This window comes from Sediminibacterium sp. KACHI17, assembly GCF_040362915.1.
In the GTDB taxonomy this organism is placed as follows: Bacteria; Bacteroidota; Bacteroidia; order Chitinophagales; family Chitinophagaceae; genus Sediminibacterium.
The window spans coordinates 596,922-611,379 of sequence record NZ_AP029612.1; the positions used below are offsets into that span (position 1 = coordinate 596,922).

18 protein-coding genes are annotated in these 14,458 nt (G+C 37.7%); 4 read left to right on the plus strand and 14 right to left on the minus strand.

All coding sequences use genetic code 11. From position 1 onward, the window contains the following. Window positions 1-366: 366 nt before the first annotated feature. Entirely contained in the window at window positions 367-1,170 is an 804-nt protein-coding gene (locus ABXG83_RS02525) for a hypothetical protein (protein WP_353549919.1), read from the plus strand. Between the two features lie 29 nt (window positions 1,171-1,199). After that, a complete protein-coding gene (locus tag ABXG83_RS02530) occupies window positions 1,200-2,438 on the plus strand; it encodes a thioredoxin fold domain-containing protein (RefSeq protein WP_353549920.1) in 1,239 nt (412 codons plus the stop codon). A gap of 411 nt (window positions 2,439-2,849) precedes the next feature. Here the strand turns inward: ABXG83_RS02530 and ABXG83_RS02535 are convergent, their stop codons facing one another. The 14 genes from ABXG83_RS02535 to ABXG83_RS02600 all read right to left on the minus strand — a co-directional run bounded on the left by ABXG83_RS02535 (window position 2,850) and on the right by ABXG83_RS02600 (window position 12,530). Further along, window positions 2,850-3,194 carry a hypothetical protein gene (locus ABXG83_RS02535; RefSeq protein WP_353549921.1) on the minus strand — a complete coding sequence of 115 codons (345 nt, stop codon included), beginning with the start codon at window positions 3,192-3,194 and terminating at the stop codon, window positions 2,850-2,852. Further along, a complete protein-coding gene (locus tag ABXG83_RS02540; protein ID WP_353549922.1) occupies window positions 3,191-4,081 on the minus strand; it encodes a collagen-like protein in 891 nt (296 codons plus the stop codon). Before ABXG83_RS02540 ends, ABXG83_RS02535 begins: the two co-directional genes overlap by 4 nt. Then, on the minus strand, window positions 4,078-4,695 hold the full coding sequence (locus ABXG83_RS02545) for a hypothetical protein (RefSeq protein WP_353549923.1): 618 nt from the start codon (window positions 4,693-4,695) through the stop codon (window positions 4,078-4,080). The genes ABXG83_RS02540 and ABXG83_RS02545 overlap by 4 nt, the downstream gene beginning before the upstream one ends. Then, the gene (locus tag ABXG83_RS02550; protein ID WP_353549924.1) at window positions 4,692-5,192 is read right to left on the minus strand and encodes a hypothetical protein; all 501 of its coding nucleotides are present in this window, start codon (window positions 5,190-5,192) and stop codon (window positions 4,692-4,694) included. Before ABXG83_RS02550 ends, ABXG83_RS02545 begins: the two co-directional genes overlap by 4 nt. Window positions 5,193-5,196: 4 nt before the next feature. Further along, entirely contained in the window at window positions 5,197-5,802 is a 606-nt protein-coding gene (locus tag ABXG83_RS02555) for a lysozyme (protein ID WP_353549925.1), read from the minus strand. 124 nt (window positions 5,803-5,926) lie between these two features. Continuing rightward, a complete protein-coding gene (locus ABXG83_RS02560) occupies window positions 5,927-6,139 on the minus strand; it encodes a hypothetical protein (protein WP_353549926.1) in 213 nt (70 codons plus the stop codon). 1 nt (window position 6,140) lies between these two features. Beyond that, complete coding sequence (locus ABXG83_RS02565; protein ID WP_353549927.1) at window positions 6,141-6,299, minus strand: hypothetical protein; 159 nt, start codon at window positions 6,297-6,299, stop codon at window positions 6,141-6,143. Between the two features lie 142 nt (window positions 6,300-6,441). Beyond that, complete coding sequence (locus ABXG83_RS02570) at window positions 6,442-6,843, minus strand: hypothetical protein (RefSeq protein ID WP_353549928.1); 402 nt, start codon at window positions 6,841-6,843, stop codon at window positions 6,442-6,444. A gap of 4 nt (window positions 6,844-6,847) precedes the next feature. After that, complete coding sequence (locus ABXG83_RS02575) at window positions 6,848-7,264, minus strand: hypothetical protein (RefSeq protein WP_353549929.1); 417 nt, start codon at window positions 7,262-7,264, stop codon at window positions 6,848-6,850. Window positions 7,265-7,267: 3 nt separating this feature from the next. Continuing rightward, the gene (locus ABXG83_RS02580; protein WP_353549930.1) at window positions 7,268-8,011 is read right to left on the minus strand and encodes a hypothetical protein; all 744 of its coding nucleotides are present in this window, start codon (window positions 8,009-8,011) and stop codon (window positions 7,268-7,270) included. A 124-nt stretch (window positions 8,012-8,135) separates the two neighbouring features. After that, window positions 8,136-8,366 (minus strand): LysR family transcriptional regulator, encoded by a 231-nt coding sequence (locus ABXG83_RS02585; protein WP_353549931.1) that lies wholly within the window; start codon window positions 8,364-8,366, stop codon window positions 8,136-8,138. A gap of 143 nt (window positions 8,367-8,509) precedes the next feature. Continuing rightward, a complete protein-coding gene (locus ABXG83_RS02590) occupies window positions 8,510-9,712 on the minus strand; it encodes a hypothetical protein (RefSeq protein ID WP_353549932.1) in 1,203 nt (400 codons plus the stop codon). Between the two features lie 1,284 nt (window positions 9,713-10,996). Next, a complete protein-coding gene (locus ABXG83_RS02595; protein ID WP_353549933.1) occupies window positions 10,997-11,536 on the minus strand; it encodes a hypothetical protein in 540 nt (179 codons plus the stop codon). 475 nt (window positions 11,537-12,011) lie between these two features. After that, entirely contained in the window at window positions 12,012-12,530 is a 519-nt protein-coding gene (locus ABXG83_RS02600; RefSeq protein WP_353549934.1) for a hypothetical protein, read from the minus strand. Between the two features lie 530 nt (window positions 12,531-13,060). Here ABXG83_RS02600 and ABXG83_RS02605 point away from each other — a divergent pair. Continuing rightward, window positions 13,061-14,050 (plus strand): glycosyltransferase, encoded by a 990-nt coding sequence (locus ABXG83_RS02605; RefSeq protein ID WP_353549935.1) that lies wholly within the window; start codon window positions 13,061-13,063, stop codon window positions 14,048-14,050. Next, window positions 14,022-14,420 carry a septal ring lytic transglycosylase RlpA family protein gene (locus ABXG83_RS02610; RefSeq protein WP_353549936.1) on the plus strand — a complete coding sequence of 133 codons (399 nt, stop codon included), beginning with the start codon at window positions 14,022-14,024 and terminating at the stop codon, window positions 14,418-14,420. Before ABXG83_RS02605 ends, ABXG83_RS02610 begins: the two co-directional genes overlap by 29 nt. The last annotated feature ends 38 nt before the right edge of the window (window positions 14,421-14,458 follow it).

The following is a 14,458-nucleotide window of genomic DNA, read 5'->3' on the forward strand; positions in this document are numbered from 1 at the left end:
ATTTACGGTGTAAAACTGTTCTACAAAACCCATGTACTCAACCGCATAAATATGTGTGTAGGGACGAGTGGTGATTACAGACGATAGACCGATCGCTTTGGTGTTTAAATGGTCTTTTCGGATATCGCGTACTCAATGAAATCTAAATGCGGCTATAAAACAATAATCATTTGCTCAATGCCATTTGTGTATTGATTTACGCTTTGTAGGCGTAGTTATTAAAGGTTGTCTCAGTGTTATCTCAGTGAAACCCCAGTGTTTACTCAGTTGTATCTTATATCTATTAAGTACTGAAACAATACTGCAAAAATGCATACTTGTTATGCCTATAAAATATCGGTACTTTCAATGCATAAAATAAAGACAATGGCCATACTAACAGGACCGATACAATACATTGGTACGATCGATGATTTAACTGCTTACAGAACGCGTAACAGTGATAAGGTCATTGTTCGCAAAAAAAGATATTTTCCCGGCAAGGATACTTTTAAGACAGCGCCTCAGTATGAAGCAATGCGCAGAAACAATGCGGAGTTCACCGCTTGTGCGTATGGTGGAAAAATATTGCGGGATGCACTGGGATCACTGATTTTATTGGCGGATTATAATGTGTCGCCCGCGATGAATAAATTTTGTAAAGTACTTCAGCAGCAAGACAAGATAAATGCGGCAGGGAAGCGGTCGATCGTATTTTCTGCTTACAAAGCATCCTTAACATCTTTGGTGTTGAATAAGCGTTTTGTTTTTGAATCTGTTGTTCGACAGCGGCCTGTTGTTGAAATCAACAGAGCGCAAGGTGAGTTGCATGTACAGATGGGGGAGTTGATACCGGGATTTAATTTGCAGTTGCCGTGGAAACATGCTTATTTCAGGTTTGTTTTATCCTTGGGTATGCTTGGCGACTTACATGATCAGGGTAACGGTTATGATACCAGCTATGGTAGAAAAAAAGTAATGGTGAACAATGTATTCAGCAATTGGATGTTGAGCACACAAAAGATGCCGGCACAAAGTTTTATTGTTAAATTGTCGTATCCGGATCTGTTGGAGCGTGATGATATCAGTTTAATGGCAGGTATGGGTATTCAAATGGGGGTGCCCGTTTACCTGAACGATATCGATCCCGTTCCATATGCAGCCACCGCAACGGTACTTGGGGTTGCTTGATGATGATAACAGTAAATCCATATCATAACATGAGAAAAAAAAGGTACTGGTTAGTATGTATTTTACTGCATGGCTTCACTGTGATCGCTGCGCAAAACAAACCCGAAACGATTGCGTTTAGAGAATCTGATTATCAGACCATCATGGAAGCGGCGCGTATGCAACAACGGAATGTGTTGTTTTATTTCACACATCCTTATTGTGCACCATGTAAGATCATGGAGAGAACCGTATTCAATCAGCCGGAAGTCATCAAGCTGGTGGAGGAAGTAAGTATTCCGGTGAAAGTGGATTGTGTGGATGAAAAACCTTTTGCAAGAGCCATTCAAAAACAGTTTGAGATCAATCGTTTTCCAACCTTGCTCATGGTAGATAGTGCCGGAAATATTCTTGATGAATCCAGTGGCTTTATGGATAAGGAAGAATTGATGGTATTCATGCAGGAGAGTAAAATGGGATTATCTGTTTCTTTATTGCATCAAAAGCTTTTATCTGGCACTGCGAGTTTACGAGAAGTAGCCCGTTATTGTAAAAAGAGTAAGTATCCGCCATCTTGTACACAGAATTATAATTGCCATACAGATAGTGTGTTAACAGTCATTTTTAATCGAACACCCGACTCATTGAAAACGGAAGCAGCCTGGTGGAATTTGCTGGATAATTATGTGCGCAATCCTTTGTCACCGGCATTTCAATATGTATTAACGAATGAAAAGACCTATGTTCAAAAATATGGGAAGCAGTATGTAGACCAGGTCATTTATCACACCCTGAACCGATATTGGTCAGGAAATATGTCGTCTGAGGAGTATAAAATGGCGGGAGTATATGTTCGTTCGATCGCCAACAAACATCCGCAAGCAAAAGCATTGACGATCTATTATGGGATGCTGGACAGTTTCTTTGCCATCCAAAACGGGAAAACCAATTGGGAAAAACAGATCAGTACCGCAGATCGGTTGGTGAGCCAATGGTATCATGTACTGAGTATCTATGAAGTGATGAACTGGGTAAAGGATATCTGTAAACGATACCCGACGAATCAAAAGATGATTCAAAGAGCCAGGAATTGGATGGACCGGTTGGTGAGTTTGGATCAAACGGATGTATATATATTATATGAAGTACTTGCAGATGTTCAATTGTTACAGCGACAAAAAACAGCTGCCAGAGAAAGTCTCCAAAAAGCCCTTCAAATGGCAAGATCTGCTAACGAAGACCAGGATACTATAGATGGATTACAACATAAGTATCAGTCTATCAAATAATTATACGGCTATTCGTCTCTCTATTTAAACCTAATTATATTTCCTATAATTAATAGTATTTAAAACTTATAAAAAGTTGACATTGAGTAGATTAGAAAAGTCAACTTCTCCCCCATCCACAAGAGTGGATAAATAGAAAAAAAGCACCCGACAAAAATTCAGGTAGTTTCTTTATGTTTGATCTACGAAGATTTGAACAAGGATAATGTACCCGAATAGGGTAGAAGGTTAAAGTATGTGGCATGTGGTAAGTAATTTAGATCAGCTAATTTATATAACGCATTAAGGTTCTCAAATATTGTTTTTCAACAAATGTTGACAACCTTAAGCCGATGTGGTAATCGGTAGTTTAGAGTGGGTGAGTAACCCTATTATAAAATCCCTCACCGTGGTAAGTGAGGGATTTCTTTTTTACATCTGTGGAACTAGAATTAGCATTGCATCACCTTCCTGCAATAATGAATTTCCATCACCAGAGAAAAAACTATGCGTGATCTTTTTAGGGTCAACGACTAATGCAGTTAAATCAGTATTTGTCCCTGTGAAGGAACTAACAAGGTCAACAGCATCAGAAGACAACAATGCCTTACGTGCATCGTCATCATTCCACTCTGGATTAACATTATAAGGTTTACGTACTTCTGAAATTGGTATGAATTTATCAGTAATCTCATAAACAAAAGAGCCTGATTTTTGGACTGCAACTATAATTTTTGCAGTCCATTTAGCGATAAAATCTAATCGTACTGGACTCATATAAGTTGTGTTTTAATTTTATAAGTAAAGTCAACAATAAATCGATAATTACCGGTGCTTGTTGTATCAATCTGCAAGTAGGCAACATTATCTATTACATGAGCGATAATCGGACAAGCTTGCCTTAACGCAGTTACAGAACAACCAGAAACATCTTCTGGTAAAGTAAATTCAGATTCAATGGGTAAGGATATCTTACAATAATGCGATGTACCAGATACAGCATTTGCAAGCAAATGTCCAGTTACACGAACTATATCACCTACTCTTGTCCAATGAAAATCTGCGTAAGGAGTGGCAGAACCATTTGTATAAGAGAGTGTAGGAGAATATGAACCAGAGCCAAAGTTTGCTGCTGAAATATTGCCAAAAGAAGTGAAATCACCATTTTCATGGAATTCAAATGCAGGGTAAAATCCTTCACCTTGAAAAAACATTAATTCAAGAAAGCTTTCCATATGAAATTTAAATAAGGAAGCTTTATAAGATGCAGGAAAACCGATCATTAATTCGTCTGATATTGCAGAAGAGGAGCCAGGATCACCTTTATCACCTTTATCTCCTTTAACACCTTGTATTCCCTGTATACCCTGATCACCTTTATCACCTTTAACACCTTGTATTCCCTGTATACCCTGATCTCCTTTATCACCTTTAATACCTTGTATTCCCTGTATACCCTGATCTCCTTTATCACCTTTAACACCTTGTATTCCCTGTATACCCTGATCTCCTTTATCACCTTTAACACCTTGTATTCCCTGTATACCTTGATCGCCCTTATCGCCTTTTAACGGTATTGGTTTATTTAAAATCTCTTGGACTGTACCCTCTGCATTCCAGTCTGATTTCTTTTGTCGTCTATGTGATCGGTTAATTACACTCATCTGTATGAACGTTTATTTTTTTTATTAAATCCAAAGAAAAGACCAACGAGAGATAATAATATTAAAATAGAAATGATAATGTTATTTCCAATAGATGCTTTTTTTATCTCTGGTTGGAGTTGATAAGTTGGGTTATCCTTTGCCATCAGAGAAAGAACATTCTGTGAAGACATTCCAAGTGATCGTTGCATTGCGGAAATGTCTAGGCTAGGCTTATCGGGTGCAATTGACAAATCATTCAATATGTCTTTTTTCCAATAACGAAAACCTTGGTCACGATATTCAGCGCCTTTGAAATAATTCAAATCTGCAAGATCATTAAACGCCTTAAGGAGTTGATATGATACCTTTCCTCTATCATCAATGCCTTTACCATTCGGAGACTTACCGAATAACTCTGCGTATTGAACCACAGATGCATGGAAATCTTTATTCTGCTGCATTTCATTAATATAAAATGCAATACGCTGATCAGGTGTCAACTTTTTTAATTCAGGTAAACGACTTTTCCATCGGCTTGTAGAATTATCAAATACAGCAGTAAGTTTTGAAATAACACCACTAATAGTTCCTATAACGGATTTTGCGGCTTGTAGTTCTGCTCCTGTAATCATAACAGATTCTTTTGTACAACGTCAGAAAGGTTGCTATAAGAGCCACCTGCTGCATTGGGGTTTACAATCTTTCCAAGAAATCCCGAACCGTCACGCCATGAACTATTCAATTCAGATTTAAGAACAGTTTTTAACGATTTGCCATGTTTATTCTTGAAATAATTCGATGCGAAAATGACTTCTTCAGGAGTATTTAATTTGTTCATTTCAGAAACGATCATCTTCTCATCGGTGTCCGAAAACATACCATTGTTGATCTCTGAATGAATGGCATCTACAATCCCCTGAACGTAAGTGTACCTAACACCCACTGGGTTGTTAAGCGTTTCGTTAACTAGTTTGTCCTGATCTTTCTTTGCATTAAGGAAACTTAATCCTGATGACAAACGGTTGATAATAGATTTACCAAACGTAAGCAAGAGAATACCAATTGCCACTGCAATGGAAATCACTTTTGGATCTGACCAGTCAATTTTATTTTTTTTTGAATAGCCCATATTCTTAGCTTAGATATAAATTCCTTTCACTTTCCCTACGGTTTACAAGACCCTGAACAACAACCCCGCCAGCATAAACCCATTTTCTAAATTCATCTGCGATTTCTTTTTCTGGACGTTGCTCATGTAACTTTCTCCATAAGGTAGAGCGGGTGAGTGCGCTAATACCAACGTTGTATGCAAGAGATACTAATGCAGCTTTCTGGTGATCTTTCACAGACACTTTCAGTTTTTGTTCTACCTCAGTGTAAAACTTAGAGAAGTGGTGTTGAAATTCTTGTTCTGCCTTTTCCTTTGTAATAACGTCTGTAATTTTAACACGTGTTCCATCTGAATAAACGATAGTTCCATATCCGATTGTGGGTATTCCCGCAGTGTCTAAGTATGCACGTAAGCGCAGACCTTCAAATTTTTTGATGATGGCTTCAGCTGTTTTTTTTGCACTCATAAAAGGATTTATAATTGTGATTGTGTTTTTGAAATCATCAGTCATTGATGTATCGTCAGCGTTATCACGCTTTGGAAATATCTTTTGCCAGATGATCGTTAAAAAAAGAAATAAAACCACCACTACACTAAAGAGGGTGGTTTTACTTTTACGGTTTTTCATAGGATATGTTATTTTGAAAACATACCGGATATTGAAGTCTTAATTTTGTTACCGAAGAAATACCACACTGTACCAATAACAGCGATTCCACCGATAACCCAATACATCCATTTTTTCATGGTTCTTACTTTACAGGTTCTGAATTTTGTTTGCGTTTTTTCCTTCCGAATAGTTGCTTAATTGATGGTATAAGACCAATAACAACAACAAGAACTTTTAAGACGGTGTCTATAAGTGCATGTCCAGTATTCGGCAGATCAATCACTGGTACAGCGGCAACGCCAGAGGCGGCTGCACCAACAGGTGTGTTGACGATTTGTGATAACGTGTCTGTCATTTTAGTTATCCTCTTTTTTTGATTCAATGACTTTCATTGTGGGTTGATGTTGCTGCCAGTATTCGTCTGCTGCTTTAAATCCCGCAGTTAACGCTCCGAGAAAAACACCGAATTTGTGTAAGCGACTAAAAACGCCGCCGATCTTATCTAGAAATTTCATTTTGATCTCCTTTGTTTTTTTGCGTAGTACATTCCATAGATTTTTGGAGGACAGCCGCCTGCGGTTGTTTCATTATCTGGACGGGTTAATCTTATGATTCCACCACCAATCTTATCGGAAAGCCATTGAATAATTGACATTTTTAATCTTTGTAATAGTTACGACCACAATAACCACCTCGTCCACCTTTCGGATTCAACACCATACTTAGTTCAGGGATGATGACTTTTCCGCTTGCAGGTTCATACAAACAACTCACGAAAAACGATTGTCCATTTTGTGGTTGAACCTTACATGCCCAGTTTTCCCAAATACGACCTGAATTTGATTTATGTTGTTTGGTTTCACTCGTCTTAGACTTATACGGTGAACACATATAGGTAGTAATACCATCACGTTTTGAAGCACGCCAACCTCTTACATAAGGTCGGTTCTGTTCGCCCTGTGCAAAGCCTTTTGTACAGCCGCTTTTCTTAACATAATCACGATCATTGCGTGAATTGTTATTATTGTATTGGCGGCTTCTGTTGTAGTTTTTTGCCACTGTTTTACTTTTTACGTTTATAACTTGGTTTTCTTGATCGGTTATCTGAAATCAATCGAATAACCCACATAATGATTAACAGGAGAGCAGGTACAACCAAAAACCAAAATCGCTTACAGAAAATCCATACTGTTTGCCAGATAGGAGATGTAGCATGTTTTCGTGTCCTTATTTGTTGATCAACAGCTGTAATGTTTGGATTAGGCATAACGTTTTGCTTTATGCCAGTCTTAGTCTCGCCATACTTAGCGATATAATCGCTATCGGAAAGATTCGTTAAATCGTATTCAACCTGTGTGATCTTTGCTGCTCCATTACCTAATAATCCACCTGTTAATTCATACGACACCTTACGCAGAAGGTTACCCGCAGGTGTACCTTCTGGTAAGGATTTGCCGAATAAATCTTCAAAGAATGACATAGGTTAAACTCTTACTGCATTTACAACAATGAGTGTCTTATCCTGAGTCGCTGTCAGGTATGCACGATTGGCAGAAGGGACAGGGAATGTGTAGAGATTCAAACCGACTGGAGTAACAGCACCATTGATATTAAACGCCTGTGCGTTCATATCTACAAGTAAACTCTTTAATTCAGCAGGTAACAACTCTAAACGGTCTTGTCCATCGGCTTCCAATTCCACTTTAACGAGGTCAGTTTTTGGAATACCTAATAAGTGAGCAGATGACAATTCTACCAATGACGGTACATCACTGTAAATCTTTGCAAGATCATACTTGAAGTGGATTGAAGCACGTCGTTTCTGTGTAATCAAATACACGTCCGCTTTACAATAAGCAGGTAAATCAGTAATCTTCAAAGTATAAATATCCTGTGGGTTTGGTTCGATATCACCATCCAATGCACAGATGATATCGCCTGTGACTGTGGTTGTGTTTCCCGCAGTTTCTACAGTAACTGGACCAGTAGAAAGGAGAGAACCAATCTCCAAATAATCAGACAGAGATAATTTTCTCAATGGAGAAATACTACCATCAGGACTAACTTTCTCCAATTCAAAATTGGTTGCTTTTACAGCAGCCAATGCCTGTGTAGCGTTCATTGCATTACCTGCCTCTCCGCAAGCAATAACAAACAAGAACTTTGCAAACTTACTTTGAATTTTGATTGATGCTGAACCCGTAATAGGGGCGTCGTTAAGTTTCATTTTTTATTTGTTCATTTTTTCTGTTTCTGTTATAGTCGGGGCGCGCTCCCTTCCGTTTACGAGAACAAAAAAAGAACGAGGTTTCGTAGTGCGTGAATGATTTGAATAAAAAGAATACTTTGAATTATTTATAACGTTTAGGACGCTCTAATTGAATCCAAATAGGCTTAAATCTTGGTTCGGGAAATGCTTCATATTCACGAAAGAAATCCATGAAGGTTAGCAGTTTTTTTCCAATGCTTTCACGCAGTATTTTCATATAACGTGATGCAGTTGGTTGGGATACTCCGAAATAAAATTGTAAATGTCGGGGCTTTAATATCGGATTGATCTTAAGGGTTTGTAATGATTCCATTTGAATGTAATTTTTCAATGAATAATCGTGCTTTAACTATTGAATTGAAACCGAATTGATACACTTTGAATACATTTTTCTCAATGTATATCCTTACGTTTAAATACATCTTGAATCGCTTTCTTCTTATTAAATTTTTCATGTTAGTTGAGTATGATTTGTGATTGAGTTAACGGAGTACTTTTCATGTGTTGTTGTACATACACATCGAATACAGTAAGACTTGAATTTTTGAGATTGAGCCAGTAGAATTTATCGTTAAACCATTTTTGCAATGAGTAGCGATGAACCAATTCCATTAAATGATCGTAGAGATACGTTGAATGTATTCGATTGCCTTCTTTCTGGTAAAACATTGCATCAATGGCAAGGCGTTTTATATATGCTTTGGTGTAATTATTTGACTGTGGTCTGATACAAGTTGTTTTCGGTCTGTAAATAGTTGCGTTAAATATGAATGGATGAAACCTTTGAAGCCTTGAAAACCTTTCACCTTCTTTGTTGATCGCTAACTGAAAATGCGTATTGTGATAATAGAGTAGGAGATCGTTGAACTTTGAAATGAATGTTACATCTGAAAACAATCCAATCGTTTCACCCCATTCAGAAACAATGTCGGTTTTCGGTTTTTTCACTGAATATTCCAAACGATATGTGTCCAGTTCAGGATTAAAACCTGATTCTTTCCACAAAGATTCAATCCATGGCTTCCATGACTTTTTAAGCATTTCAGCCGTTTTATTATACATCGTGATGCTCGTACCGGAGGAACGTGAACCCCATGTGATCGTTTGTACTTCATTGCGCTTGTGATGCACCTTCATACTCTTACCTTTCATCACTAATTTTCTCGAAGCACAATGCTGCATAAAACTCTGAATGTCGTCTCCGTAGTCATTCAACTGTTGTACATCAACGAACATATCCAACCGTACATAATTTTTAAAAGTCAACCTGTATTCGCTCAAAAATTTGTTGATGGATTCCAATATGTCTGGACTGTAACAGAAGCGGTTTGCAATCTTTACCTTAACTAAACAAGGGTCAAGAAAAGAAGGTCGAGGCTTCACCTCGATTTCAGCAAATGGGAAAGTTTCTCCATGGACAATAGTTTCGACACGGTAGAGGTCATTGAAATACTTTGTACCGTGTCCAGTATGTTCGTGTGAGAACAAAAAGGGATGGTTCGGTAAGCCGTTAAGATCGCTGATGCAGGTAAATTCAATCCAATCGAAGCCCATTGCATAAGTAACGGACTGGTGAGGCTGTAAACGGTCTGCTTTGGGCTTAGTTGGCAAATTTACTCCCCTGTTAGCTAAGGGGAGTTGTATGTCCTTAGCTTTCACGATACAGGGATTTTGGGTAACAAAAAGCGATTATGTACGGTTTGAGAGATACATCGAACTGATCTATGGGAACAATCCGAAGATCTTCGACCGTATACGGTGGCAATGCATATGCCACTAAAATAGGTTGGTAAGTAAACTCCATTGTGGTAAAAAGTTTAGAGTGAGTTATGAAAGCGAAAATTGGGGCGTAGCCCCAAACCCCAGCAAGGGTGGTTTTTCATGAGGTTTTTTAAGCCCGTTCAGGAAGGTGGTAAACTTCATGAACGGGCATGATTCATATTGTAGCCATTAACATAAATTCATGATTTTGCAACTGAACAGGAAAGCCCCTGAATATTATCCAAGTACCTTCGGTGATTAAACGGCCAGTCAAATGACTACGAAATGGTAACTTCCGAATCTCGTAAGAAGAACCAACAGGAATAACACCCATTAATGTGGGTATCGGTAATGCAATTAATGCGTAGTACATAAGGGTTTTATTTTAAGGTGAATAATTGCAATAAGTCTATATCCGAGACAGTGCAAAAGCAAATTGAATTTGCTTTGTGTAGTATACTGTGTGTTGTCTGGACGTTGTATAACGTAGATCATTTATAATGAATTTGGTATGGTAAATTCTTGCGCCAGTAACCGACATATTGACGATTAGAATGATCGTAGAAAAACATGGTATGTGCCAAATATTCACGACTCATGTATTCTATAAAATTTCGTACGTTCTGAATATTTCGGTGTTTGGCAACGCCTCCGCCTGAATATTTCGTGATTACATTGTATGTTTTCTTTTGAGACATCTCTGCGATAACATTTAAAAGGTGGATGATGAATAACATTAACTCCAGTAGAGTGACAATAAACTACCATTTCAGAAGTTTCAGGTATTATCCGAACAATTGTAAATAGTAAACTTCCTTTGAAAGGATAACGACTGTAAGTCTGTGCGACTTTCAAACGGGTAACACATTCCCGCTTTAATCTTGTCTTTTGATTCATATTATAGGTTTGAATGATTTATTAAACACTGTACCAGTGCCAACTTGTCATTTTAAAAACCTATAATTAATATTATGTTAAATCGCACACAGCGAAATACCTTTTTTTCTTTTTTTCTCCCACGCTTCTGATTAGTGCGAGTATCAAAGAGATAAGGTAGTTTAATATAAAGGTTATCAAAAATGATAACCGAAGAGAAACATATAAACAGCACACCTATTGGGGGCTTAGATTCGTCTGAGTCTCCTGACGGAGTTTCATCACTTATTAATAATATAAATGAAACTAACCATTTTGTTGTCTCTTATTTATCTCAGTTTGTAACTGATCAAAAAACTTTATATCAACACCAACGTGAGATTGAAATAAAGCAGCCAATTCAATTGTTTGCACCGCTAAAGTTCCCATAGATTTTATATTAGCAACTGCATCTTGTAATTGGTACTTAAATGAGTCTATGTATTGAAAATCTGATTTATTTTCAGGTACTACAACATCCCAAAATCCAAAAAAAGAAGTATCTCCATCCTTCCAAATAAATGGGCAATGAGCCATTACATTTCTGAATTTACAAATATCATTTAAGTATTGAAAAAGCAATTTTTTTTCATTGTAAATATTTGGTGCTTGTTGAATTATCAACTCCTTTGCTTGTTTTAATTTTTCGCCAAATGTTAGTCTTAAAAAATTGATAGCGTTCTCTCTACCATTTGCAACATTGCCGCTTATTATTATTTGGAACAATGCACTTTCTATATAAGTTGAAAGCCTCATTGTTTCACCTCGCAATGCCATTTCTATAGAAGCAGGTATAGACTCAGTCATATTATTAATATTTCAATTAGTAATATACAAAATAAATTCTTCGCCTGTTGGCTCAGTAAAAGAATGCTCCGCGGCACAGAAAAAAAGAAAAAAAGGTATTTCTCCCGCATCGGGTCTTTTGTATCGCTACGCTAAAAAATACAAAAGCCCCTACACAGCGCCAACCGAAGTAACATAATATTGAGTTATAATTGTTTTTCAATGGTCAGTAGTGTGTGCGCAGGAACGCACGATTGGGGGTCGGTTATTGCGATTTTCCCAGAAATACAGTTTGGGAAAAAGAAATGATAAAATCGCAATAACCGACCCCAAGGCATTGAAAAACACTTATAACTAACTTTTATGTTAAATCGCACACAGCGAAATACGAGTAAAAAAGAAAACGGCTCTGCTTCTGTTTTTTTTTCTTAGTGCGAGTATAAAAGTTGAAAAATAGCTATCACATCGTTGATCCTTTAAACTTAGTGCACTTTGTTTATTGTGTAGATGTGACTGCGTTGCTATTATCGTCAAACTTTATGAGTTCTGCAATAGCTTCCGCCCATTTGCTTATTTTCCCTATTAATTCATTAATGCGTTGTTCACTGTACTCAATTCTTTCTCTTTGGTTTTTAAATTTTATAAAAACAACATTTCTACTATTTACCATGTAGTCAATCCCTTCTAGAGTTGTATCCATTGTGTAATGAGCAAATATGTTTCTTTCATCGGATATATCTTTAATTGCCGCATTAAAATCAGGGTATTTTGCTAACCATTTAGTATAATAATTATCAATAAGAAATTTAAATATTGCTCTTTTATTATCAAATGTTATCCTGCTTAACACTAGGTTTAACATTTGATCTTTTTTGTCTTCGTGAGTGCAAAAGTGTTGACCTAGAAAAATATCTAAATGAGTTTCTAAGGATGCAAAAACATTTATAATTTGTCCTCTAGCAGAGCTTGCAGAAAAATGAGCTACTAATTCTTTAGGAATAAAATTTTCTTTCATATTGATCAGGTTTCGGTTACCCCTAACCTACTAAAAAATTATAATATAACGGTGCGAATAGTTGCTCGTTTCCCTCGCTAGCCATTTGTTTTCCTTCACTCGTATAGAAGTAAATCTGAAAACCACTTCACAATTGATATCTTTAACACAACAGCTCCATCATGAAGAAAATAGTTTGGCATACAGATCTTATTATTCTACTGCTCTCCGTTTTCGTCTTTCTTTTTTGGATGGTTAGTCAGTCTATAAATGTCTATTCTTATGTGGTAATCGGTGCGATATATGAGCTGCTTGCTTTGCCAATACTTGCATTGGGTATTATACTTCCCTTTGTAATCATGTATCGTATCATCAAACGATCTTTCAAAACTCTTGTATTCCCTATCCTTTCACTTGTATTTTTGTTGATGACTTTTTTGGTGTTGTATTTTAACCAGCAATAAACTTTGTTTTCTTTTCAGCTTTCATTTCCTTCTCTATCCAAAATCCGACATCAGCCATCTGCGATCCCTTCCTTATTTTTACATCCTATGCATGTTCTCATCGTCAACAACACTGCAATTCCCGCTTTGAAATATGGTGGCACTGAACGTGTGATCTGGTGGCTGGGGAAAGCCTTGGTCAAAGCCGGACATCAGGTCTCCTATCTGGTTGCACCCGGATCGAGTTGTCCATTTGCAGATGTTTATCCTTTTGATCCTTCACAGCCTTTCAATCAGCAAGTGCCCAAAGACAAAGGGATCGATATCATACACTTGAATCATGGTGTCAATGAAACACCACTCCTTCCCCATTTGATGACCATGCATGGCAATATGAATGAGCAGATTCCATTGCCTGTGAATACAGTATTTGTATCCCGCAATCATGCAGAACGTTTCTGTAGTGAGTCCTTTGTCTGCAATGGCATTGATCCGGATGATTATGGAGATCCTGCGTTGGATACAGTACGTTCTTATATTCATTTTCTAGGTGATGCGGCCTGGCGTGTGAAGAATGTACAGGGTGCAATTGATGTATCACGCAAAGCGAAATGGCCCTTGCATGTCATTGGTGGACATCGATTCAATTTCAACCAAGGCATTCGTCTCACTTTTGATACACATGTTCATTTTCATGGCATGAAGGGTGGCGATGAGAAGAATCATATTCTTCGTCATTCTGCTGCGATGTTGTTTCCTGTACGCTGGCATGAGCCATTTGGGTTAGCGATCACGGAGAGTTTGTATTTTGGATGTCCTGTTTTTGGCACCCCCTATGGGTCTCTTACTGAGATCGTTACAAAGGATGTCGGCTATTTATCGGCCAGTAAAAACGAATTGGCAGAAGCTTTACAGCATATCGATCAGTATGATCGAAAACGTTGCCATGAGCGCGTGATGGATCAGTTCACGGCTACACATATGATGCAACAATACCTGCAGAAGTATGAAATAGTTTTGAACGGACATACGCTCAACCATCATCCGCCCGTTCTTAAAGAAATTCAAGATGAAAAATTTTTACCGTTTAGGGATTGAGCGAAAGATCTTGAGTGGCTTATGGGTCATGGCATCGGGTCTTTTGTTGTTGGTGGGTTGTAGCCGAAAGATCACGGAGAGCGGACAAGCTTCTTTTTATGGAGCAGGTGATGGATTCAATGGTAAAAAAACAGCCAATGGCGAAACCTTCAATAAAAACAAACTAACTGCTGCACATAAAACCCTGCCCTTTGGTACCATCGTAAAAGTGACGAATCTCTCCAACGGACAAAGTGTAAAAGTTCGCATCAATGACCGTGGTCCATTTGTAAAAGGAAGAATTATCGACCTCAGTGAAAAAGCAGCAAAGAAAATTGACATGCGCACAAAAGGTGTGGCGGAGGTGAAGCTGCGTTATAAGAAGAAGTAAGTTCCGATGTATGATCTTTGAATTTTTGATCTGTGAAT